19 protein-coding genes are annotated in these 19,622 nt (G+C 60.4%); 9 read left to right on the forward strand and 10 right to left on the reverse strand.

The features are described 5' to 3' along the window. Positions 1–32: 32 nt before the first annotated feature. From B9A19_RS02185 to B9A19_RS02200, 4 genes are all read right to left on the reverse strand, one after another. Positions 33–1,013: a DUF7146 domain-containing protein gene (locus B9A19_RS02185; RefSeq protein ID WP_176216737.1), complete on the reverse strand. Its 981-nt coding sequence runs from the start codon at positions 1,011–1,013 to the stop codon at positions 33–35. Between the two features lie 1,017 nt (positions 1,014–2,030). Continuing rightward, entirely contained in the window at positions 2,031–2,531 is a 501-nt protein-coding gene (locus B9A19_RS02190; RefSeq protein ID WP_084088909.1) for a hypothetical protein, read from the reverse strand. A 72-nt stretch (positions 2,532–2,603) separates the two neighbouring features. After that, positions 2,604–2,846, reverse strand: a complete 243-nt coding sequence (locus B9A19_RS02195) for a helix-turn-helix transcriptional regulator (RefSeq protein ID WP_217806956.1) — start codon at positions 2,844–2,846, stop codon at positions 2,604–2,606. Then, the gene (locus B9A19_RS02200) at positions 2,843–3,037 is read right to left on the reverse strand and encodes a helix-turn-helix transcriptional regulator (protein ID WP_084088911.1); all 195 of its coding nucleotides are present in this window, start codon (positions 3,035–3,037) and stop codon (positions 2,843–2,845) included. The genes B9A19_RS02195 and B9A19_RS02200 overlap by 4 nt, the downstream gene beginning before the upstream one ends. Positions 3,038–3,405: 368 nt before the next feature. On the opposite strand from B9A19_RS02200, the gene B9A19_RS22875 reads away from it, so the two are divergent. Further along, positions 3,406–4,023 (forward strand): HigA family addiction module antitoxin, encoded by a 618-nt coding sequence (locus B9A19_RS22875; RefSeq protein WP_245804242.1) that lies wholly within the window; start codon positions 3,406–3,408, stop codon positions 4,021–4,023. 94 nt (positions 4,024–4,117) lie between these two features. Continuing rightward, positions 4,118–4,336: a type II toxin-antitoxin system MqsA family antitoxin gene (locus B9A19_RS23410; protein ID WP_084088912.1), complete on the forward strand. Its 219-nt coding sequence runs from the start codon at positions 4,118–4,120 to the stop codon at positions 4,334–4,336. A gap of 81 nt (positions 4,337–4,417) precedes the next feature. Here B9A19_RS23410 and B9A19_RS02215 read toward each other — a convergent pair whose 3' ends face one another. From B9A19_RS02215 to glnA, 6 genes are all read right to left on the reverse strand, one after another. Further along, positions 4,418–4,996 (reverse strand): PIN domain-containing protein, encoded by a 579-nt coding sequence (locus tag B9A19_RS02215; RefSeq protein WP_084088913.1) that lies wholly within the window; start codon positions 4,994–4,996, stop codon positions 4,418–4,420. Further along, a complete protein-coding gene (locus B9A19_RS02220) occupies positions 4,986–6,128 on the reverse strand; it encodes an XRE family transcriptional regulator (RefSeq protein ID WP_084088914.1) in 1,143 nt (380 codons plus the stop codon). Before B9A19_RS02220 ends, B9A19_RS02215 begins: the two co-directional genes overlap by 11 nt. A 132-nt stretch (positions 6,129–6,260) precedes the next feature. Further along, complete coding sequence (locus tag B9A19_RS21940; protein ID WP_139798600.1) at positions 6,261–6,911, reverse strand: hypothetical protein; 651 nt, start codon at positions 6,909–6,911, stop codon at positions 6,261–6,263. Positions 6,912–7,017: 106 nt separating this feature from the next. Then, positions 7,018–7,740, reverse strand: coding sequence for a hypothetical protein (locus B9A19_RS02230; protein WP_139798601.1), 723 nt, complete (start codon positions 7,738–7,740; stop codon positions 7,018–7,020). 615 nt (positions 7,741–8,355) lie between these two features. Continuing rightward, the gene (locus B9A19_RS02235) at positions 8,356–9,639 is read right to left on the reverse strand and encodes a tyrosine-type recombinase/integrase (RefSeq protein WP_084088917.1); all 1,284 of its coding nucleotides are present in this window, start codon (positions 9,637–9,639) and stop codon (positions 8,356–8,358) included. Between the two features lie 191 nt (positions 9,640–9,830). After that, a complete protein-coding gene (gene glnA, locus B9A19_RS02240) occupies positions 9,831–11,240 on the reverse strand; it encodes a type I glutamate--ammonia ligase (RefSeq protein ID WP_084088918.1) in 1,410 nt (469 codons plus the stop codon). Between the two features lie 96 nt (positions 11,241–11,336). Between glnA and B9A19_RS02245 the strand changes: the two genes are divergently transcribed. The 7 genes from B9A19_RS02245 (at position 11,337) to mtgA (ending at position 19,563) form a co-directional block, all read left to right on the forward strand. After that, entirely contained in the window at positions 11,337–11,570 is a 234-nt protein-coding gene (locus B9A19_RS02245) for a hypothetical protein (protein ID WP_084088919.1), read from the forward strand. 14 nt (positions 11,571–11,584) lie between these two features. Further along, positions 11,585–12,037, forward strand: coding sequence for a rhodanese-like domain-containing protein (locus tag B9A19_RS02250; RefSeq protein ID WP_084088920.1), 453 nt, complete (start codon positions 11,585–11,587; stop codon positions 12,035–12,037). 71 nt (positions 12,038–12,108) lie between these two features. Beyond that, entirely contained in the window at positions 12,109–14,490 is a 2,382-nt protein-coding gene (locus B9A19_RS02255; protein WP_084088921.1) for a DUF1631 family protein, read from the forward strand. Between the two features lie 160 nt (positions 14,491–14,650). Further along, on the forward strand, positions 14,651–14,977 hold the full coding sequence (locus B9A19_RS02260; RefSeq protein ID WP_084088922.1) for a hypothetical protein: 327 nt from the start codon (positions 14,651–14,653) through the stop codon (positions 14,975–14,977). A gap of 461 nt (positions 14,978–15,438) precedes the next feature. Beyond that, positions 15,439–17,934: a DUF1631 family protein gene (locus B9A19_RS02265; RefSeq protein WP_084088923.1), complete on the forward strand. Its 2,496-nt coding sequence runs from the start codon at positions 15,439–15,441 to the stop codon at positions 17,932–17,934. A 36-nt stretch (positions 17,935–17,970) separates the two neighbouring features. Beyond that, complete coding sequence (aroE, locus tag B9A19_RS02270) at positions 17,971–18,786, forward strand: shikimate dehydrogenase (protein WP_084088924.1); 816 nt, start codon at positions 17,971–17,973, stop codon at positions 18,784–18,786. 66 nt (positions 18,787–18,852) lie between these two features. Beyond that, positions 18,853–19,563, forward strand: coding sequence for a monofunctional biosynthetic peptidoglycan transglycosylase (gene mtgA, locus B9A19_RS02275; RefSeq protein ID WP_084088925.1), 711 nt, complete (start codon positions 18,853–18,855; stop codon positions 19,561–19,563). Positions 19,564–19,622 lie beyond the last annotated feature (59 nt).

A 19,622-nucleotide genomic window follows, 5' to 3' on the forward strand; every position in this document is an offset into this window, starting at 1 on the left:
CATCAGTTGGTCACGGTCGTTCTTTTGGGCACTCATTCTTGATCCCCTGTCAGTACATCCAGCCAGTCACGCCCGGCCGTTGAGGGAAGCAACACCCTCACTATTCGCCCCTCATCCAAGAGCCGCAGCGCAAGCTTCTCTGCTGCGGCTTGCCCTGCGCCGCCTTCGTCCAGATCGGCAAAGACAAAGACTTCTTTTACCTGCGGAGGCAACGCAACACGGGTCATGCCATGAGCTGAAAGCCCGGCCCATACCGGCAATCCGTTGGCGCAGTGCACGGCTAGGGCGGTTTCTATGCCCTCGGCCAATGCCAACCGTTCCCCGGCCGGGTAGAGCCGTACTGCAGCGCCATCGGGTGGAGCGCTCGGGCTTCCCCATTTCTTCGGGCTAGGGACGGCAGCCTTTTTGCCGTCGTCGGTCAGGTAGGTCTTATGCAGGGCAATCGCTGAGCCGTCTTGCGCCTGCACGGCAGCCAGCATTGCGGCAAACACACCTAGTTGCACGGGCTTGCCGCCATCACGGCACCAGTAGGGCACGGCAGCATGCCAACGAAGCGCCTTGGGATAATCTGCCAGCAGCAAGCCACGGTTGGCCAGGTAATGGCCTGCGGGGCTATCGGCACAAATCGGCCGAGCAGCCTGCCATAGCGCAGCATTGGCGCGGCGGGCCTTTTCCCACTGCCGGCGCTGCTCGGCGGCCTCAGCTGCTTTGCGCTTGGCGATTTCGGCGGGGTCAGGTGCGACAGCCTGTACACCTGCGCCGCCGAGATAATCAGAGACAAAGCGTGCCGCGCCGATGAAGTCGCAGCGCAACCAGTCGGCCAGCAGGTGGAAACCATCGCCGCCGTCCGGGCGGTGCTTGTTGCATACGAAGCAGCCACGCCCGCCTCGGTCGGTGAAGCGGAATCTGTCCTTGCCGCCACAAACCGGGCAAGGGCCGTGGCCCTTACCCAGGTGACGTTGTTCGATTCCGGCCGCTTGGAGAATTGCTGGCCAATGGTCGCTGGCCAGCACCTTGAGGGCAGATATGTCGATTCCCCCTTTCATTGTTCAAAACATCGTCCTGCGGCCAACCTTGACCGGCATTTGTTCTCTAGCGGCAAGCCATTCCGCTAGTTCGTGAGCTGCAACCCGTTGCCGGTGGGAGCATGGGCACTCCAGAAATACGTAGAGCGCCGCGAGCTTTCCGTCTGGATACTGCCCAACGATGCTTAAGCTGTTGCAAAAGGCGGATATGGAGACCGAGACAAAGCGAGGGATATATCCACTCAGGTATTCGTCTCTAGTGAGTGGAGGTAGCGGCAAAGTTACAACCGGTTTCAGCCATTTGAGCAGGGCATACCGGGCGTTCCGCTCTGCACTCACTGAGGCTGGGCGATAGCTGTTTTTTGAGGTTTGAATAGGCAGGCTCGGGACTGATTTGCGAGCGCGAGCGGACCCGCCGCCCAGAATGCTGGTCGTTTGCATGGGTAAATCTCCGATAGTGAGTTAGCGGTTTTTGCTACGGGTTGCCGAGCGGTGCGGCCGGTCTGATCGTTTGTAGCGACGCAGATGGCTTAGCGCAGCGGCCAGACGGTCGCGCTGGGCGCGATCCACGACAGCTATGCGGCGAGAGGGCTTACGCATGGGCACCCCCCCGCATAGCGACGTAGTTGGCAGGCCACGGCAGCGCGTGGCCAAGATAGGGCAAAGCAAGGTAGGCGCACCTGAACCAATGCGGTGTCGGCGCGAGGAGCGAAACGAAATCAGCCATGTTAGTGGCCTCCTGTTGACGAGTGAGGCCCACCATTCGACGCCAATCGAGGGCGGCGGGCGCTAGACGGGGTTGGCGTACCGGGTCAACAGACCGGTGCACCCGAAGGTGCCCACCGCCTAGGCTCGCCATAGAAAGCGCGCAGAGGCAAAGCGCAAGGCCGCGCTTCCGGTCTCGCACTTGTTGACGCGGGACGCCAATCCCGGCTTCGCTATTGAACGAAGCGGGGCTATTGTGCTGCGGATTTCCCTGAAGGGTCAACACGCAGGGCGCTTGGTTCATTGGCCTACCTCGATCTGACTTTCGCCAACGGCTAGCGCCCAGCGCCAAACGAGCGTTGACCAAGCCAGCAAGGGCCACTGGTCTACCAGCCGTGCAAACCGTCCCTTTGCTTCGTATTCGTCCGGCCACGCAGGAAACAAGTCCTCGAAGATATGGCCGTCGTTGCAAGCGAGAACGATGCCATTGTGAAAAGGCTTGATCTCCTCCAGCCAGAAATCGCGCTTGAGGTTGGTGGCGACTGCCGACGGCATCGCATGACTGCAGCTATCACCTTCCATCATTTGCCAAAGATAAAGAGCCTCCAGGCTGGTGAATGGGGGCAGGATCGCGTGGCGAGATTGGTCCGGAGAGTTGAGCAATACCGGTTCGGAAAAAGTGGCCATCAGATCGTTGAACCTGAATTCAACGCCATCGTCACGATGCGTCGGCACGTGTACTTCAATCTTGTTGTAGGTCAGTGTGGAGGCGTTGATTTCGGGCAGTGTTGTGGTGTGCATGGGGTTTTCCTTAGTGGGAAAGAGCTGCGTAGGTGATCATCAGTGCAACTGCTGCGATCAATTCGACGGGCATTAGTATTGGGCCTTGTTGCGTTGAGCAATTCGGCAGGCAACCCACGCAGACACTTCGCTTTGCAGCCAAGCCACGCTGTTGCTGCCCAATTGCACCGGCCGGGGAAAGTCGCCGGCTGCGATGGCCGCGTAGATTGAGCTACGTGATAGCGCAACTTGTTTGCAAACTTCATCGCATCGGATCAGATAGTCCACGGTCGGAGCCGGCATGCCCGTTGCGCGCAAGGGACGAGGAGCGGTCATTGCGCACCCCCATGCTCGGTAGTACGGGCCGCGACAAAAGCTTCTATATCGCTTGCGCGGTAGAACACCTTGCCGCCGCGTTTGAGGTAGACAGGCCCGTTGCCCCGGCTGCGCCAGGTGGCCAGCGTGGTAACGGCTACGCCCATTTGTGTGGCGGCTTGCTTTGCGGTTAGTAGGTTTAAGCAACTCATACGAACTCCAATAAAAAAACCCGCCACAGGGGCGGGTTTGGTGGGCGGCTCATGACGAGCCAAAATAAAAAGCCCGCCGTTAGCGGGCGGGCTTCAAAAGATACGGGCGTAAAAAAAGCCCGTCACAACAGGCTTCTATGGACCACCTCGCAACCGTGGCGGCTCGAACTCCCGTTAATCACGTTGGTAACGGGGTTTCATGGCTTGACATAAGCAAGCCCGTCTTTTCGCGATTTTAGTGTCGAGTTGACGCAGCAGTAGTCACGATACAATATTTTGCACGAAGCCGTGTAAGCCCGTCCAGTGCAATCCTTGAAAATGCTTGGTATACAGGGGTTGCCGTTTAACGATTTCCGTTATACTTGCGCATGATCTGCTCGTTCGCATGTGAACACACCGCCAGGCTTTTTCACGGCGATTCAGCTGACCGCCATGCGTTGATGGCAAGGTGGCTCTGTCTGCTCAATGCCAGCCGGTTGCCTGATGCGCTGCAGACCCCGGCTTGTTTGAATGTCGGCCAAGCTGCTGGCAAGGGTGGGTGGCGATTTATCGAGGTAGGGAAGGGGCTGGTCTTGTGGTTCCAGATTCACTCAACTCTGGGCTTCGGCAAAGCCGCCGTCAGCTTGGACTGCGTGCTATTTCTGCCGCTCGGCAGCAACCCGCCACGGCGCCCTCAACGTATACCTGCGAGCATGAACAAATTACCACCCGTGCACCCAGGCGAAATCATCAAAGCCGAGTTCCTTGTTCCGCTGGGCGTTTCCGTTAACGCAGCAGCCAAGGCTATCGGTGTCCCAACCCCGCGACTGAATGATGTGATACTGGGCAAGCGCGGCATTAGTGCGGATACTGCACTACGTCTGGAAAGATATTTGGGCTTGCCCGCAGCAGAATGGCTGGCCCTACAGGCAGCCTATGAGCTGAGCGCTATCTCGCTTGAGGCTCGGCAGGAAATCCGTGCCGCGATCCGGCCGGCGCTTGGCTAGAGGGGCCGACGGCGGGGGCAAGCCGCAATAGCGTTTATCTGAAACCAGTCACCATCAAAAGATGGGCTGATTGTTCCCTCAAGGAGTCCTGACGATGAGGTGTCCATGTTGTGGTGGGGCGGAACTGGTGCACGACACGCGCGACATGCCCTATATCTACAAAGGCCAAAGTACCGCCATCCCCGAGGTAACCGCTGATTTCTGTCCTGCCTGCGGCGAAGCTATTTTGGACGGGGAGCAGGCCGACCGGGTTATCGAACAAGTCGGTGAGTTTCGGCGCCAGGTGCATTCAAACTCGGACATAGCTAACTAGCTACTGTGCGCAAGAGGCCTCGATCCCTGTTTAGCTATCCCGTGCCTATCCCAACCCGAAGCCCATGCAGGGTAGCCAGCTTTATGGGCGTGCGTTGAGCCTGCATTGCAGCGCAACTTCGTAAGCCGTCTCCAAGTGCGGTGCCAATGGGCGCTCCATAGCTACATGCTGAGCAATCACAGTGCTCTTGTCTGAGTCGCCAAGTCGTCCCCTGAAGATCAGCCACGCAAACAGGCGTGGTGTGGTCTGGGTCAGAGTATGGCCAGAGTCTTCTGCCAGTTTGCGTGCCTTCATATCGTCCGTAATGAAGGCTTGCCTAATTTTCATGGCAAAGGCAATTGACGACAGTTCCCCTTTGCCCAAGCGCTTTCGGCTCTCCAGCAGCTGGATAGTTTGCAGATCATCAATGCTGCACGAATGCGCTGCAAAACCGCCGCGTTTCTGCTCGTGGGTTAATCGCCTAATGAGCTCCGTTTCTGCAGCACTCGGTGTTTTCTTGCGAGGCTTAGTCAAGCATTCGTAGTGAACAAAGCTGGTGATGCAGAAATCGCAATGTGCTTCCTTGGCGGCTGCTAGCAGTCGAGTGGATGAGAGTACGTTCCATACCGAGCAGGTATCGGCAACATTGATTGGATGAAATTTTGAAGGGTCAAAGGCCATGGAGAGTCCGACCGTAAAGACTTGCAAGTTCGGAGAGCTCACCGTGACTACATAACAGAGCTTCGGCTAACCGACCAAGGCTGATCACGCCTGCGCTGAATCCGTCAAAGCACAATCCGACATAGTAGTCTGAGAGGCCTTGCTCCAAGAGGTGGGCTTTGCGTTGGCGCTGAGTTGCGGTGAGGTGTTCGGGTAGCTCAGGATCAATCTTTGCATCGCGCGGCACATGTAATTTCCGGATACGATTGTAGGTACTTGCGTCGATGAGGTTGGCCTCTTTGAGAGCAATTGCAAGCGCAATACAGCTCACGCGCAGCTCGTTAGCCCGCCGCTGCGCATCAGCATCCGTCCATAGGGAGGGTGCTGGTAGCCTCGCCAAGAAGGCGGGAGGCATCAGGAAGCATGATGCAAAACGATTGGCTCTCAACTCCACCAAGTCCGATCCGCTAGTGTCGTCAAAGCTAACGCTGGCCCCCTGCGCTGAGTCGAAGATGGCGTGTGCCATTTCGTGCGCTGCGCTAAAACGTTGCCGATAGATATCCTCGCTGTAGTTTACTAGGGCACACTTTCCTGCTAACGGATGCATTACAAAGAGGCCTGAGATATTGGAGTTTCCCAGCTTGCGCCGAAATACATGCACGCCAACACTGCGAAATTCCGCGTAGATATCGCGAGGAACCGCGCGATCCGAGTACCCCAGAGCTGTACGAAGGCGAGCGGCCGCGGCTTCGCCATGACCTTTGAAGAAGCTGCCAGTAGGAGTAAACGAGAAAGCTTTCGGCGTGCGGCCAAGTTCTCGCATCAAAAAATCTTCGGTCTCACAAAGGTATAGAAAGTCTTGGATGGATCGACGATCTTCTTTCGTGAAGTCGTTACCGTGCGCGCGATAAAGTGTCTCGGCCTGCTCAAATGGGGCGACCTGCTCATTGGAGATGAAGAACTTGAAGTCGCAGCGGTAATGGTCGGCAAGGATTAAAATTTCATCGCCTGTCGGCTCAACGTGACCGGCTTCGATAGATGTTAAGCGAGCAACACCAATACCGGTTGAAGAGGTGACTTCGGCGATAGTCTCCTTGAGTTGTTCTCTGTATCTGGCTAGCTTTGAGCCTAGAGTTTGCAGATTGATGGGCATGGGTCACAGCATAGACGGGGACAATATTTCGCGCAGGGACGGAAGATACAGGCAACGGAAAGGTCGGACTACAGCGAGTCGCCGTATGGTGGTGACTTGTTCAGGGTGCATGGCGCGCTTGCTTATGACAGGCTACTCCCAAAGCGGAATAAAATGCTGCAGGTCTTCATCTGTCTCCCCCAGTTCCTTGGCGAATCCTTGGAAATTTCTGCCGATGACTTGAAGGACATTAAGCAGACTCTCCTTGGAGCCATCTGTTAAAAATGCATTCAGCCGTTCTGGTGAGCCAATGCTCTGGAGCGCTTCGAGCCGCTCTATAGCCCTCGGCACCAAAATCTTGATGGCGTGGAGATGGGAGATTGCTTTTTCTGTTGGTAGATCAAGGCTCCGAATCTCATCCATCGTTTTCAAGCCAATCTGCACAATGTCTTTTTGGTATCCAGTTCGCCAGTACCGCATAGGATCGCTGGTTTCTTGCAGTAGGCGCAGCCTAGTGTCACATAGCGCGGTTACTACTGCTCGGACAACGACAGTGGTGGCTTTCAGTCGACGCTTTTCTGCTTTGATTTGTTCCTTGCGGGCATTGCGGTTTTGTTGTGCAGGTACCCATATCGCAACGCATACTGCTAGTACCGTGCCTATTGCTCCGGTCCAGGCAGCCCAGTCGGATGGAGTGAGGTGCAGCGGCTGCGCTGCAGATGCGGTTACAGGGCTTGAGTGTATTGCACTAGCAACAGTGCTGACGACTTGGTGCGCAATTTGGCTGGCGGTGTTGGTCGGCATAGCGGGCACGAAGTTAGATGAGCAGGCTGCGTTTTACCGCGGCCATGCGGGTTTGATTAAAGCTGACGCGTTTGTGTAGGGATATCGAACGTATTACGGCGATGATTTACCTCCACGTCCATTCGGCATCTGAAAATTCTGATTCATTAATGCCCAATGCGAGCGCGAACTCCCTGAACTTTTCTCCGATGGACTGAAGGTCAAGGACTAGCGCCTTCTTCTTTTCGTTCCTTTCATCAAAGAATTCGTCGATCTTCGTTGAAAAGCGGAAGTCGTCTGCCAATGCGGTGAGGCGCCGGCTCATCGGCGGAGCCAAGCTTTGTAGTTGTTGTAATGCGTTGATTGCTTGTGCCGATGGCAGTTCAAGGTACCGAACATCTTGCAGTGCCTGCAACGCAAGCGAGACAGTCTCTTGGTTTCGAAGTACGCGCCCCAGATGTTCGATATTGGGCTCTGGCTGCATAACCAGCACCTTTGCTTGGCATATACGTTTAGTAAGTGTTTTCGCTAAAGCGACAAATTTTCCGTACTTCGCGCGTTCAGCTTCCTTCGCGTCTCTGCGAGCTTGTTCTTCCTGCTCGCGAAGTAGTGCGCGACTTTCACTGGTCTGCCATGCAGCTACACCGATGGCGACAAGGATGGCGAGGATGGAACCAACCGCTTGCACCCAAGCCGGCCAATCTGCCGACGCAATCCTGAATGTTTGGCTAGCCGCTCGGGTGGTGGAGTTGGCCGGCTGACTCGCAATAGCGTGGAAAGCACTGCTAGCGACACTTGCAGTTGCGTGGACGATTTGGTGTGTTATCTGGCTGGCGATACTGGCGGTCATAAGTGGCCCTCGTGGCAGGTCATCACTGTAGATGCTTATGCGCTTTGAGCCAATCATGCTCGATTGTGTCCAGTGTTACTCTCACGCGCGCCATCAAACATGTGCGATATAACTCTGTGTGGCGATTACGCATGCTTTGTAACAGGGATTTGCAGCGCCGCTTGTGGCCTGTTGCAGGTAGTCGTTGCTCTCCGCTGCTTTTTTGCCTTGATCATTGGGAATGACATTGCTTTCTGGGCAACGTTGGGCGCTGTTATGGCTGGCAGCGGGAAGGCATCCGCGCGCGATTTTTAGCCCTGTCCGACTGTCGCTTAACCCGGCGAGTACAGGCCAAACGCTGGGCCGGCGTGGGTTAGCGCATTTTTGTTGTGCAGGCGGCGCGTGACACCTGTGACACAAGAAATTCAGCCCGTGCCACGAAAATTCGCCTTGTAAATCAACGGCGTGACACCTGTGACACGTGTGACACCACAAAAGCCGGGGTGGGCTGAGTGCCGCAGCCCGGATTCGAGGTGGTGGCATTGCCTATTTCCGGCCGGATGGCGCTGTTTCTTTCCCTCAAATCTATAGGAAACGCCCTTATCCCGTAGAGGTGTCGCAGGTGTCATGCGCTGGTCAGGCCAGCTTGCGGAAGGTGGCCGCTATCACAGTTTGCTCGTTCATGGTGCTGTCCAGAAAATCAGCCCAAGCCTGCAGCATGGCAAGGCGCTGTTGCTTGTACTGGGCGTGAGCGTAGACGCCGGCAATGCCGGGTATGGCATGGCTGAGGGCTGCTTCTACCACCTCGGGCAAGTGGCCTTGTTCGCGCAGCTGCGTGCTGATGGTGTGGCGGTGGTCGTGGATTACGTAGTCCTCGATCTTGGCCGCGTTGATGGCGGCAGCATGTGCGCCATCCAGATTGTTGCCATTCATGGCGCGCTTGGGGTTGGTGGGCATGGGCAAGACCCAATCGCTGCCGTTGGCCAAGCGTTTCAGCTCGTCGAGTATCTCCAGCGCTTGCTTTGGCAGGAATACGCGGTGTTCCTTGGCCGCCTTCATCCGGCTGGCAGGGATAAGCCATTCGCCGGCTTCAAAGTCGAACTCCTGCCAGTTGGCGCCGCATAGCTCGTTTTTGCGCAGCGCCAATATCAACAGCAGATGCAGGGCCAGCTTGTAGCCTCGATAGCAATCCGCTTGGTAAAGCCCGATCAGGTAACGGCGCAGCTCCGGCAGGGTCAGCCAGCGGCTGCGCTTTCCCTTGGTGCCGATCCGCGCGGCTTTGATCTGCTGGGCCGGGTTGGCGCTGCACCATTCGTGCTCAAGCGCATAACCAAAGATGCGCGCTGCCCAGCCGTGGGAATGCAGGGCCGCTTGTGGGCCGCGCCGTTCGCGTATGTCGTAAAACAACTCGCGCAGCAGTGGAGCATTGATGTCATCAAGGGCCAGGTCGCCCAGCGCCGGCAGCAGGTGAACGCGGGCAGGGGTAAAACCCTTGTCCGGGCTTTTCCAATTGTGGTCCACCCACTCCGTTTTGTAGCGTGCGGCTGCTTCGCCAAAGGTCATGCGGGCAGACGCGGCGGCTGCAGCCTCGGTTTGCGCTGCCGCTGCTTGGATGGCATCGAGCGATGCGCCGGCCAGTGCGAGACGTCGGGCTGCTTCGTTATCCAGCAGCTCGGCCGGGTGCTGCCCCAGCTCGATCAGCTTGCGCGCTATCGCATGAATGGCTCGCGCTTCGCCCAGGCTGATTTCGGGGTAGTTGCCATACAGGTGCTTCTGCTTCTTGCCACCCAGGCGGAATTCGTACCGCCAGGCTTTCGTCCCCTTGGCGCGCACCACCAGTGATAGCCCGTTGCCGTCGGCCAGTTGGTACTCGTCCCCTGTGACCTTTGCTTTGGCGCATTGCAGCTCGGTTAGCGGCATTTCTGTCCCCTGTTTTTTGCCCCTGCTGTGACCATCGTACATCTAAGGGGCAGGGTAGGGGACAAATTCGCTGGCTTCGACAGGACGGCGCTGGAATGATCTGGACAATAAAAAACCCCGCAACCGAGTGACGGCGCGGGGTTTGGCTGTATTTCTGGACGCGCCCGGATTGCTCTGGACGCTTCGAAAAATTACAGCGAGTAGTACATGTCGAACTCGACCGGGTGAGTCCACATACGGATCTTGTTCACGTCGTTCATCTTCAGCTCGATGTACGCGTCGATCCATTCGTCGGTGAACACGCCGCCACGGGTCAGGAACTCGCGGTCCTTGTTCAGTGCGTCCAGCGCTTCGTCCAGCGATGCACACACTGCCGGGATCTTGGCATCTTCTTCCGGCGGCAGATCGTACAGGTTCTTGTCAGCCGGATCGCCCGGGTGGATCTTGTTCTGGATACCATCCAGACCGGCCATCAGCAGCGCGGCGAAGCACAGGTACGGGTTGGCCAGCGGATCCGGGAAGCGGGTTTCGATACGACGGCCCTTGTCCGATGCCACGTGCGGGATACGGATGGAAGCCGAGCGGTTCTTGGCCGAGTAAGCCAGCTTGACCGGTGCTTCGTAGTGCGGAACCAGACGCTTGTACGAGTTGGTACCCGGGTTGGTGATGGCGTTCAGTGCCTTGGCGTGCTTGATGATGCCGCCGATGTAGAACAGCGCGGTTTCCGACAGGCCAGCGTAGCCGTTGCCTGCGAACAGGTTCTTGCCGTCCTTCCAGATCGACTGGTGAACGTGCATGCCCGAACCGTTGTCGCCAACGATCGGCTTCGGCATGAAGGTGGCTGTCTTGCCGTACTGGTCGGCCACGTTGTGCACGACGTACTTCAGGATCTGGGTCCAGTCAGCGCGCTGGGTCAGGGTGCTGAACTTGGTGCCGATTTCGTTCTGGCCAGCGTTGGCCACTTCGTGGTGGAACACTTCAACCGGAACGCCCAGTTCTTCCAGCACGATCACCATGGTCGCGCGGATGTCCTGGTGGCTGTCAACCGGCGGAACCGGGAAGTAGCCGCCCTTCAGGCGCGGACGGTGGCCGAGGTTGCCGCCTTCGAATTTTTCGCCAGTTGCCCAGGCACCTTCTTCCGAGCCGATCTTCACGAACGAGCCCGACAGGTCTGCATTCCAGCGCACGTTGTCGAAGATGAAGAATTCGGGTTCCGGACCGAAGAAGGCGGTGTCGCCGATGCCGGTGGTCTTCAGGTAGGCTTCAGCGCGCTTGGCCAGCGAACGCGGGTCGCGGTCATAGCCCTTGCCGGTAGCCGGCTCGATCACGTCACAAGTGATGAACACGGTCGGTTCGTCGTAGAACGGGTCGATCTTGGCGGTCGAAGGATCCGGCAGCAGCAGCATGTCGGAAGCCTGGATACCCTTCCAGCCTGTGATCGACGAACCGTCGAAGGCGTGGCCGTTGGTGAACCACTCTTCGTCAACGACGTGCGACGGGATCGTCACGTGTTGTTCTTTACCAATGGTGTCGGTGAAACGCAGATCAACGAAACGAATGTCGTTGTCCTTGATCAACTTGAGAACGTCGGCTGCCGCCATGTTAGTGCTCCTGGTTGCGAAAGTGATTTAAAGCGAATCCTGGTATCCCTGGCCGGGGCTCAAGGCACTGGCGGGGGAGTGGCCCTACTGGGAAGCATGAAGCGTGCCAAGGGCTGGTTCGCACGGCGCGCCTATTGTGCCACAAACCGCCGCCAGCGCTTGCACGGTGTTGCTCGCCGTCCGGCGACTTTTTGTTTTGCACTGTTATGGTGCGAATGCGGTCAGGTGGTGCGCAATTGTGGTGCGTTGTGCGCCGTGGCGTCATGGTTGTTGCGGATTGCCATTGCTGTCGCCCTGGCAGAGAATCGCAGGCAGCAGATCATCAATTGAAAGGAGTGCCGGGCATGAGCCAGATCAACGCCATCCTGCAGACTGCGCAGCAACGTGCGCAGGCGCAGCAACTGCCGTATTCGGGAGCACTGACCCCGGCCGAGGCGCATGCAGTGTTGCAGGCGCTGCCACAGGCGCGGCTGGTGGATGTGCGCTCGCAGGCAGAATGGCAGTTCGTCGGCACCGTGCCCGGCTCGGCGCAGATCGAGTGGGCGCACTTTCCTGGCATGCAGCCCAACCCGCATTTTGCCGACCAGCTCAAGCAGCAGGTCGATCCGCAGAGCGTGGTGCTGTTCCTGTGCCGTTCCGGTGCGCGCAGCCACAATGCCGCCGCGCTGGCCGCGCAGCTGGGCTATGGCGAGGCCTACAACATCCTTGAGGGCTTCGAGGGCGACAAGAACGCCGATCAGCACCGCAATACGGTCAACGGCTGGAAGGCCGCTGGCCTGCCGTGGGTGCAGGGCTGATCTTTTTGCCGCAACGCTGCTGCGGCCGAGGCCGCAGTCTGGAACAACATGGGTAGGGACTTGAGCGCCGCATGAATCGGAATGATTTGCTGAGCACGGCCAAGGGGCTGTTTCTGCGCAGCTTTGTACAGGGTATCGACGAGTGGCTGCAGCGCTGCGGCACGGAATTGACCGAGCGCGCCGCCATTGAAAGCGGCGATGCCCAGCGCGTGGCGGCCGATGCCGGCAAGGCATTGCGCAATGCCGACATGGCGCTCAAGCAGCATCTGTCCGAGGGCATGGTGCGGCTGGTCGAGCGTGGCTTCGAGACGGCCTATGATTCATTCCGCCCCTCGTTTGCCGATGCGGCGCATGCGCCCACGCTGTCGCTGATCGATACCGGTGCGGTCGAATCGGAAATCCGCCTTGACTGGCTGGCGCGGCGCTTTCGCAACGCAGCCGAAACGGAAATCCGTGATCTGAACATCCGCGTGGCCCAGTTGTTTGGCCAGGATCATATCCACGAGCGCGAGAACCCGTTCCGCCCTTATATGTTCGCGCGCTGCATCGTCGGTGCCGTTGATCTGCTGGATCAGTCCGGCGATGTGGCCACCGTGCTGTGCGAGGCGCTGGGCACCAGCACCACCAGCGAAGTCGTGGGCATCTACGCACAACTGAACGATTTCCTCGCGCAGCACGGTGTGGATGCCGACCTGCGCCTGACCATCAAGAAACAGGCCGAAGCGGTATCCGGAGCCTCGGCCGCGCGTGGTGCCGATGCCGCTGCCGGCCCGCAGCTGCATGATCCAGCCACACAGGCCGGTGCCGAGACCCTGGCGCCCGAGCAGATGCTGGCGGCGCAGACGCGGCTGGAGTCCTTGCTGCGCCTGGTGTTGTCCGCGCAGGGGCAAACGCTGCCGGATGCCATGCTGGGCAGCGCGCCCGCGTCGGCCGGCATGCTGCCGGCGGCCGCAGCCAATCTGGGCCTGACCCTGCAGCAATCGCTGCGCTCGGTTTTTTCCGCCGATGCTGCGGGCGTGGCCGGGAATGCCTTGGCGCAATATCACCCGGCTGCGCAGTTGCAATCCACGCTGGATGGCCTGCTGACCGCCAATGCCGCGCTGGGCGTGCCGCAGGGCGAGCGCGCACTCGACAACCTGCTGATGCAGCACCATGCGCAGCTCAGCGCCGGCGCGGCCGGCGACGTGCGCCAGCGCGTGATCGATATCGTGGGCTTGCTGTACGAATTCATCCTGCGCGACGAACTGGTGCCGCTGGCCATACGCCAGCAGCTGGCGCGGTTGCAGTTTCTGGCGCTCAAGATCGGTCTGGTCGAGCCTGACCTGTTTACCCGCGACACCCACCCGCTGCGCCGGCTGATCAACCGTCTGGCCAGCGTTGCCATTGCCAGTGCCGGCAACGACGAGGCCGCCGAGTGGCTGCAGCGCGAGGCGGGCCTTGCCATCGAGCCGCTGCTGGCCGACCGGGGCGACAACCCGCCGCTGGTGACCGTGATGCTGGACCGTTTCGAGGCTGACTTGCGCCATCGCTACAAGCGTCATGCCGCGCTGGCCATCGCCGCGGTACAGGCCCAATCGCTGGCGCAGGCGCGCAGCGCGCGTTATCAGGGCATTCGTGCCGCCATCGTGGCTGGCATGGATGGCTTGCGCTTCACCCCCTATGTCGTCGAGCTGCTGCAGGAAACCTGGCCGGCAGTGATCGAGTTGCAGGGGCGACAAAGCCCGGCGCTGGCCGAGCAATCGTTGTGGCTGGTGCCCGACCTGATCTGGAGCATCGCGCCCAAGACCGATGCCGCCGAGCGCAAGCAATTGCTGACCTTGATTCCCAACCTGCTGCCGGTGCTCAAGGACGGGCTGAAGGCGCTGGGCTGGGCACAGGCGCAGCTGGATGAAATGCAGCGCTGGCTGGTCGAGGCGCACAAGCTCGCGCTGCACATGCCGGAAACGCAGTACACCGTGCCGTCGCTGACCATGCTGCGTGACCGCTTTGCGCCGCATTACCAGCAGTTGTTCAACGGCGCTTTGGTGGTCGAGCCCGAAGCCGGCACGCAGGCGCGCTACCTGGCCGCCGCGCTGCAAGCGGCACAGGCCGATGTCGACGTCATGCATGTGCCGGACGAAATGCAGATCGGCGACGTCATTGCTGCATCCGGCCTGGCCGGCTTGCCGCTGAGCGAACGACGCAATGCCGTGCTGGCCCGCTTGCAGCCCGGCGTGGCACTGCGCTGGCAGGATGGTGCTGCCGCACGGCGCGGCCTGCTGGGCTGGCTGGCCGCCGATCAGCACCATGCCTTGCTGGTCTGGCCGGATGACAGCAAGCCGTTGTTGCTGGGTTTTGACGCCTTGATGCAACTGTTTGCACAGGGCAAGCTGCAGTTTGTCGAGCCACAACCGCTGTTTGATCGCGCCATTGCATCCTTGCTGGATGTGGCAGGCAAGTACCAGCTGCGTTGAGCGCGTGCCCACTCGGGAAGGGCGCAGTCCTGTGGGCTGCGCGCCAGGGCATGGCCGGAATGGCAGCTTGCTTGCGCAACGAGCAAGGTGACGCAATATCGTTTATTGTGGCTGGGCGGGTGGAGTGAATCCGCCATTGGCCCATTTGCAGGAGAATTCCATGCCCTATGCGCTGCGTGCAGCCGATGGCACCATCAAGGCCCTGTTCCAGTCTGCCGAAGGCGAGGCGCAGGAATACCTGCCACAGGGCAGCCCGGAAGTGCAGGCCTTTCTCGGTCTTGCTGCCGATACGGCGGCATTGGGCGATCTGGACCAGGACCTGATCCGTGTGCTGGAAGACCTGATCGACGTGCTGATCCACAAGAACCTGCTGCGCATTACCGATCTGCCGCCCGAGGCGCAAAGCAAGCTGCTGACGCGCAAGCGCGTGCGTAATCAGCTTTACCCGCCCAGCATGGTGCTTGGCCCCGACGACGGCGTGCTCTAGGGCCTGTTAACACTTATTTCGCGCTTGCGTTTGGGGTAGTTCGGGATGGAGCGCAAGGCGCAGAACGCGCCGCGGTACGGGTACCGCAAGCGGTTTGCAACGCAGCGAACCGCCCGAAATACCCCGAACCCGCAGGGCTGGGCCGCAAAGAGGCCATCTACGGCGTTACGCGCCTTGGCAATAACCGGTTATTGCCGCGTTGCGTGCCTTGTAGCTGACCTCTTTGCGGCCCAGCGCAAGCGCGAAATAAGTGTTAACAGGCCCTAGGCCGCTGCAGCGACGCGCGGCCCTGCGTGTGCTTACAACGCTGTGCTAAACTCCGGCCCGCGGACCAAGGTGGCCGGCGTGGCGCTAGCTACCTGATTCTGCAACAAATAAACCAATAATGAACCCGGAATCGCAGGCCGTGCCGGCCCCGATCCGGGCGTCCGCCACAGGCGGATGGCGGGGATGAGAGCAGCATGGACCGGAACGACCTTCTGGCGGCAACGCGCAGCGAATTTCTGCGCGCCTTTGCCGCAAGCATTTCTGATCTGGCCGAACGTGCGTCGGCCAGTTTGTTCGAGAGCGCCGATCGCGCCCGTTCAATGGCCGAGCAGCGTGATCTGCTCGATGCGCGCATCGTGCTGGGGCAGCATGCGGGGCAACTGCACGCGCAATTGCTGGATGGCATGGAACGGCTGCTGAACCGCAGCTTCCAGACCGCCTACAGCACGTTCCGCCCATCCTTCTCCGATTCGTTTTCCGCCAGTTCGCTCAGCCTGCTCGATACCAGCGCGGTCGAGGGCGAGCTACGGCTTGATGCCGTCACCAACCGCTTGCGCGGCCAGGCCGAGGAAGCGCTACGCGACCTCAATATCCGTGTGGCATTGTTGTTCGAGCAAGACAACATCAAGGAGCGCGAGAACCCCTTCCGCCCCTATTTGCTGTCGCGCTGCATTGCCAGCTCGGCGGAGAGCATGAGCACGGTGCCCGAGATCGTCGTGCTGCTGACCGACCACCTGTGTGATGGCCTGCTCGATCGGGTTGCCGTCCTTTATGAACGCCTGAACGTGCTGCTCGCCCGGCATGGCATCGCCGCCGAACTGCAGCTCAAGATACGTCGTCAGGTTGCCGGGCCGGGTGCAGTACCGCAGCCCGCTGGCGCGGAGGCTGACCGGGCGCCCGACGCAGCGGCAGCCGCACCGCCCGCTGCACAACCCTTTGATGCCGCCGCCATGGCCGCGACCATGAGCCAGCTGAGCGAGCTGAGCGAGCTGCTCAGCGCGCAAAGCCGGCTCGACAATCTGTTCCAGCTGGTTCAGCACCCGGATCGTGCCGCGCCACCGCCCATCGTGATTGATTCCGCCGCCGTGGAGCAACTGGCCCATACCTTGCGTGATGGCCAGACCGTGCCACCCGCAACGCAGAGCACCGGCTGGCTGGCTGGTGCCCAATCGGTCGGCAACGTGTTGCGCGGCTTGTTTTCCGGTTTGCGGCCCGGCGGGCTGCGTCCGCTTGAACCGGTTGCCGCCGGGGTGCAAACACCGCTGCTGGAGATGGTGCAGTCGCTGCAGCACAGCCCGTTCCGTCCGGATGAGCAGGACGGTGCCGAAGGCACACTGCAGAACCTGATCATCGAGCAGCGCCAGACGCTGAATCAGGCCGTGGGTGATAGCAACGAGCAGATGATCATCGACATCGTCGGCATGCTGTTCGAGTTCATCCTGCGCGATAACCAGGTGCCGGCCGAGGTGCGTGCGCAACTGGGGCGGCTGCAGTTTGCCGTGCTGCGGATCGCGCTGCTGGACCCGGCACTGTTCTCGCAGAAAAATCACCCGGCGCGCATGCTGGTGAACCGCATCGGCTCGATTTCGGCCGGCCTGCACCGGGTTGACCCGGGTGGCGAGCGTGTGGCGAATGAAATCCGCCGCATCATCGAGGCGCTGCTGGCTGACCCGCATGACGATGTGTCCCTGTTCAGCACCATGCTCGACCAGCTCGATGCCTTTATCGCGCACGAGCTGCGCACGGCCGATGCACGGGTGCAGCGTGCCGCGCAGGCGGTGGAAAACACCGAAAGCCGCACGCTGCAATATGCACGCATCACCGCGATGATTGCCGAGGGGCTGACCGGCTTGACGCTGGACGGCTATCTGCGTGACTTCCTGATCCAGACCTGGGCACAAGTCATCGAGCATGCCGGCCGCACCGACGAAGCGCGCGCCCAAAGCTATCAGTTGCTGATTCCCGACCTGATCTGGAGCATCGTGCCCAAGCCGGGGCCCCATGAGCGCAAGCAGCTGTTTGCCATGATTCCCGCCTTGTTGCCTGCGTTGCAGCAGGGGCTGAGCCTGATCGGCTGGAGCGAGGCACAGCGCCAGCAATTCGTGCACTGGCTGGTGGAGGCGCACAAGGACGCGTTGCGTGTGGTAGACCTGCCGGGGGTGCCGCCGCCGCTGTCCATGCTGCACGAGCGCTTTGCGCCGGTGTTTGCCAAGGCCCGCGAGGCCGAACAGGCTGTGTCGGCCAGCGAGCCGCCGCAAATGGATGAGCGCCTGTTCGACGAGGCAATCCGCGAGCTGGAAGTCGATCTGCAGGTGTTCGACCGCATGCTGGGTGATAGCGATAGCGCCAACGATGCGAGTGTAGAGCAAGAGGGCATGGTCGATACCGGTGCGCTGGGCGATGCGACCGTTGCCGTCGTACCGCAACAAGACCCGTTGGCCATCCTGCGCAGCGGCGTGCCCATCGAGGTCAATCTGGATGGCAACCCCACGGAAGGCACGCTGAGCTGGGTCAACCAGTCCGAATCGACGCTGATCCTGAGCATGGGCGACGACAGGCCACCACTGGTGATCGGTGCCAAGCTGATCCGCCGCCTGCTGTCGTCTGGCCGCGCCCGCTTCATCGAAGTGCCGGCGGTGTTCGAGCGCGCGGTAGAATCGCTGCTCGAATCGGCCGACCGCGTGGCGTAAGCGGCCGCAGCCTCGTCCACTAGCGTGAATGCCAATATGAAATATGTCGTTATCGGTAACCCGATTGCCCACAGCAAGTCGCCGCAAATCCATGCGGCCTTTGCCAGCCAGTTCGACCTGCCGGGCTTCTCGTACGAGCGCCTGCTGGCGCCGCTGGATGGTTTTGCCGCCACGGTGCGCGGCTTTGTTGCCGAGGGCGGGCAGGGCTGCAACATCACAGTGCCATTCAAGGAAGAAGCCTTCCGCCTGGCCGATGCGCTGACCGCGCGTGCGCAAGCGGCCGGGGCGGTGAACACGCTCAAGCTGCAGGCCGACGGCAGCTTGCTGGGCGACAACACCGATGGCGCCGGACTGGTGGCCGATGTGTTGCGCCACACCACGCTGGCCGGCAAGCGCGTGCTGCTGCTGGGCGCTGGCGGTGCGGCGCGCGGCGTATTGTTGCCGCTGGCGGCGCAACAGCCGGCATCCATCACTTTGGCCAATCGTACCCCCGCCAAGGCCGTGGCATTGATCGACGAATTCCGCACCCATATCGCCTTGCCGCTGCACGGTTGCGGCTTCGATGCGCTACAGGGCGGCCATGACGTGGTGATCAATGCCACCTCGGCCAGCCTGGGCGGCGAGGGTATCCCGCTGCCGGACGGCGTGTTCGCCCCCGGTGCGCTGGCCTACGACATGATGTATGGCCGCGATGAAACCGCGTTTCTGGCCCAGGCACGCACGACTGGTGTGCTGCTGCGGGTCGATGGTCTGGGCATGCTGGTAGGGCAGGCGGCCGAGGCATTCGCGCTGTGGACCGGCCACAGGCCGGATGTCGCGCCCGTGTTGCAGGCATTGCGCAGCGCGCTGTAAAGCGTTCGGTTCAAAATATGGCGGCCCCGGTATACTGCGGGCCGTTCTCTTACAAGAAGCCGGGATATGGCAGCGGGCAAGAAGCGTTCATTCGGATGGTGGCTGGGGCGGATCACGCTCGGCCTGATCGGCCTGTTCCTGCTGTGGAACCTGTGGATTTTCCTGCACGTGCTGGCCTGGCGCTGGGTCAATCCGTCCGATACCGCTTTCATGGACGAGCAGCAGGCGCGCCTGCAGGCCGAAGACCCCAATGCCACCTTGCGCCACCAGTGGGTGCCGTATGCGCAGATTTCGCCCAATCTCAAGCGTGCACTGGTGGCCTCCGAAGATGCCAAGTTCCTCGATCATGACGGTTTCGACTGGGAAGGTATCCAGAATGCTTGGGAAAAAAATCTCAAGAAGGGCCACATCGTTGCCGGTGGTTCGACCATCAGCCAGCAGCTGGCCAAGAACCTGTTCCTGTCCAGCAAGCGCACGCCATGGCGCAAGGGCGAGGAGGCCATCATCACCGTGATGCTGGAGGCGGTGATGGACAAGCAGCGCATTTTCGAGATTTACCTGAACGTGATCGAGTGGGGCGACGGCGTATTCGGCGCCGAGGCGGCTGCCAAACATTACTATCAGGTGCCGGCCAGCAAGCTCAGCAGCGCGCAGGCCGCCAAGCTGGCGGCCATGGTGCCCAACCCGCGTTATTTCGACGAGCACCGCAGTGACCGCAAGTTGCTGCGCAAGGCGGCCATCATCCAGCGCCGCATGCCTTATGCCGAGGCACCCTGAATGTTGCCGCATGCACGGCGGCATGCTGGTGTCAGGTGTCCAAAGCAGGCAGGATCGGC

Origin of the sequence: Andreprevotia lacus DSM 23236 (assembly GCF_900176275.1) — a bacterium.
GTDB classification, from domain to species: Bacteria; Pseudomonadota; Gammaproteobacteria; order Burkholderiales; family Chitinibacteraceae; genus Andreprevotia; species Andreprevotia lacus.

Excerpts from the sequence above, each read along its gene's own strand:
- B9A19_RS02190 (WP_084088909.1), bottom strand. The coding sequence starts at position 2,531 with ATGCACACCACAACACTGCCCGAAATCAACGCCTCCACACTGACCTAC.
- B9A19_RS02195 (WP_217806956.1), bottom strand. The coding sequence starts at position 2,846 with ATGACCGCTCCTCGTCCCTTGCGCGCAACGGGCATGCCGGCTCCGACC.
- B9A19_RS02200 (WP_084088911.1), bottom strand. The coding sequence starts at position 3,037 with ATGAGTTGCTTAAACCTACTAACCGCAAAGCAAGCCGCCACACAAATG.
- B9A19_RS22875 (WP_245804242.1), top strand. The coding sequence starts at position 3,406 with ATGATCTGCTCGTTCGCATGTGAACACACCGCCAGGCTTTTTCACGGC.
- B9A19_RS23410 (WP_084088912.1), top strand. The coding sequence starts at position 4,118 with ATGAGGTGTCCATGTTGTGGTGGGGCGGAACTGGTGCACGACACGCGC.
- B9A19_RS02215 (WP_084088913.1), bottom strand. The coding sequence starts at position 4,996 with ATGGCCTTTGACCCTTCAAAATTTCATCCAATCAATGTTGCCGATACC.
- B9A19_RS02220 (WP_084088914.1), bottom strand. The coding sequence starts at position 6,128 with ATGCCCATCAATCTGCAAACTCTAGGCTCAAAGCTAGCCAGATACAGA.
- B9A19_RS21940 (WP_139798600.1), bottom strand. The coding sequence starts at position 6,911 with ATGCCGACCAACACCGCCAGCCAAATTGCGCACCAAGTCGTCAGCACT.
- B9A19_RS02230 (WP_139798601.1), bottom strand. The coding sequence starts at position 7,740 with ATGACCGCCAGTATCGCCAGCCAGATAACACACCAAATCGTCCACGCA.
- B9A19_RS02235 (WP_084088917.1), bottom strand. The coding sequence starts at position 9,639 with ATGCCGCTAACCGAGCTGCAATGCGCCAAAGCAAAGGTCACAGGGGAC.
- glnA (WP_084088918.1), bottom strand. The coding sequence starts at position 11,240 with ATGGCGGCAGCCGACGTTCTCAAGTTGATCAAGGACAACGACATTCGT.
- B9A19_RS02245 (WP_084088919.1), top strand. The coding sequence starts at position 11,337 with ATGAAGCGTGCCAAGGGCTGGTTCGCACGGCGCGCCTATTGTGCCACA.
- B9A19_RS02250 (WP_084088920.1), top strand. The coding sequence starts at position 11,585 with ATGAGCCAGATCAACGCCATCCTGCAGACTGCGCAGCAACGTGCGCAG.
- B9A19_RS02255 (WP_084088921.1), top strand. The coding sequence starts at position 12,109 with ATGAATCGGAATGATTTGCTGAGCACGGCCAAGGGGCTGTTTCTGCGC.
- B9A19_RS02260 (WP_084088922.1), top strand. The coding sequence starts at position 14,651 with ATGCCCTATGCGCTGCGTGCAGCCGATGGCACCATCAAGGCCCTGTTC.
- B9A19_RS02265 (WP_084088923.1), top strand. The coding sequence starts at position 15,439 with ATGGACCGGAACGACCTTCTGGCGGCAACGCGCAGCGAATTTCTGCGC.
- aroE (WP_084088924.1), top strand. The coding sequence starts at position 17,971 with ATGAAATATGTCGTTATCGGTAACCCGATTGCCCACAGCAAGTCGCCG.
- mtgA (WP_084088925.1), top strand. The coding sequence starts at position 18,853 with ATGGCAGCGGGCAAGAAGCGTTCATTCGGATGGTGGCTGGGGCGGATC.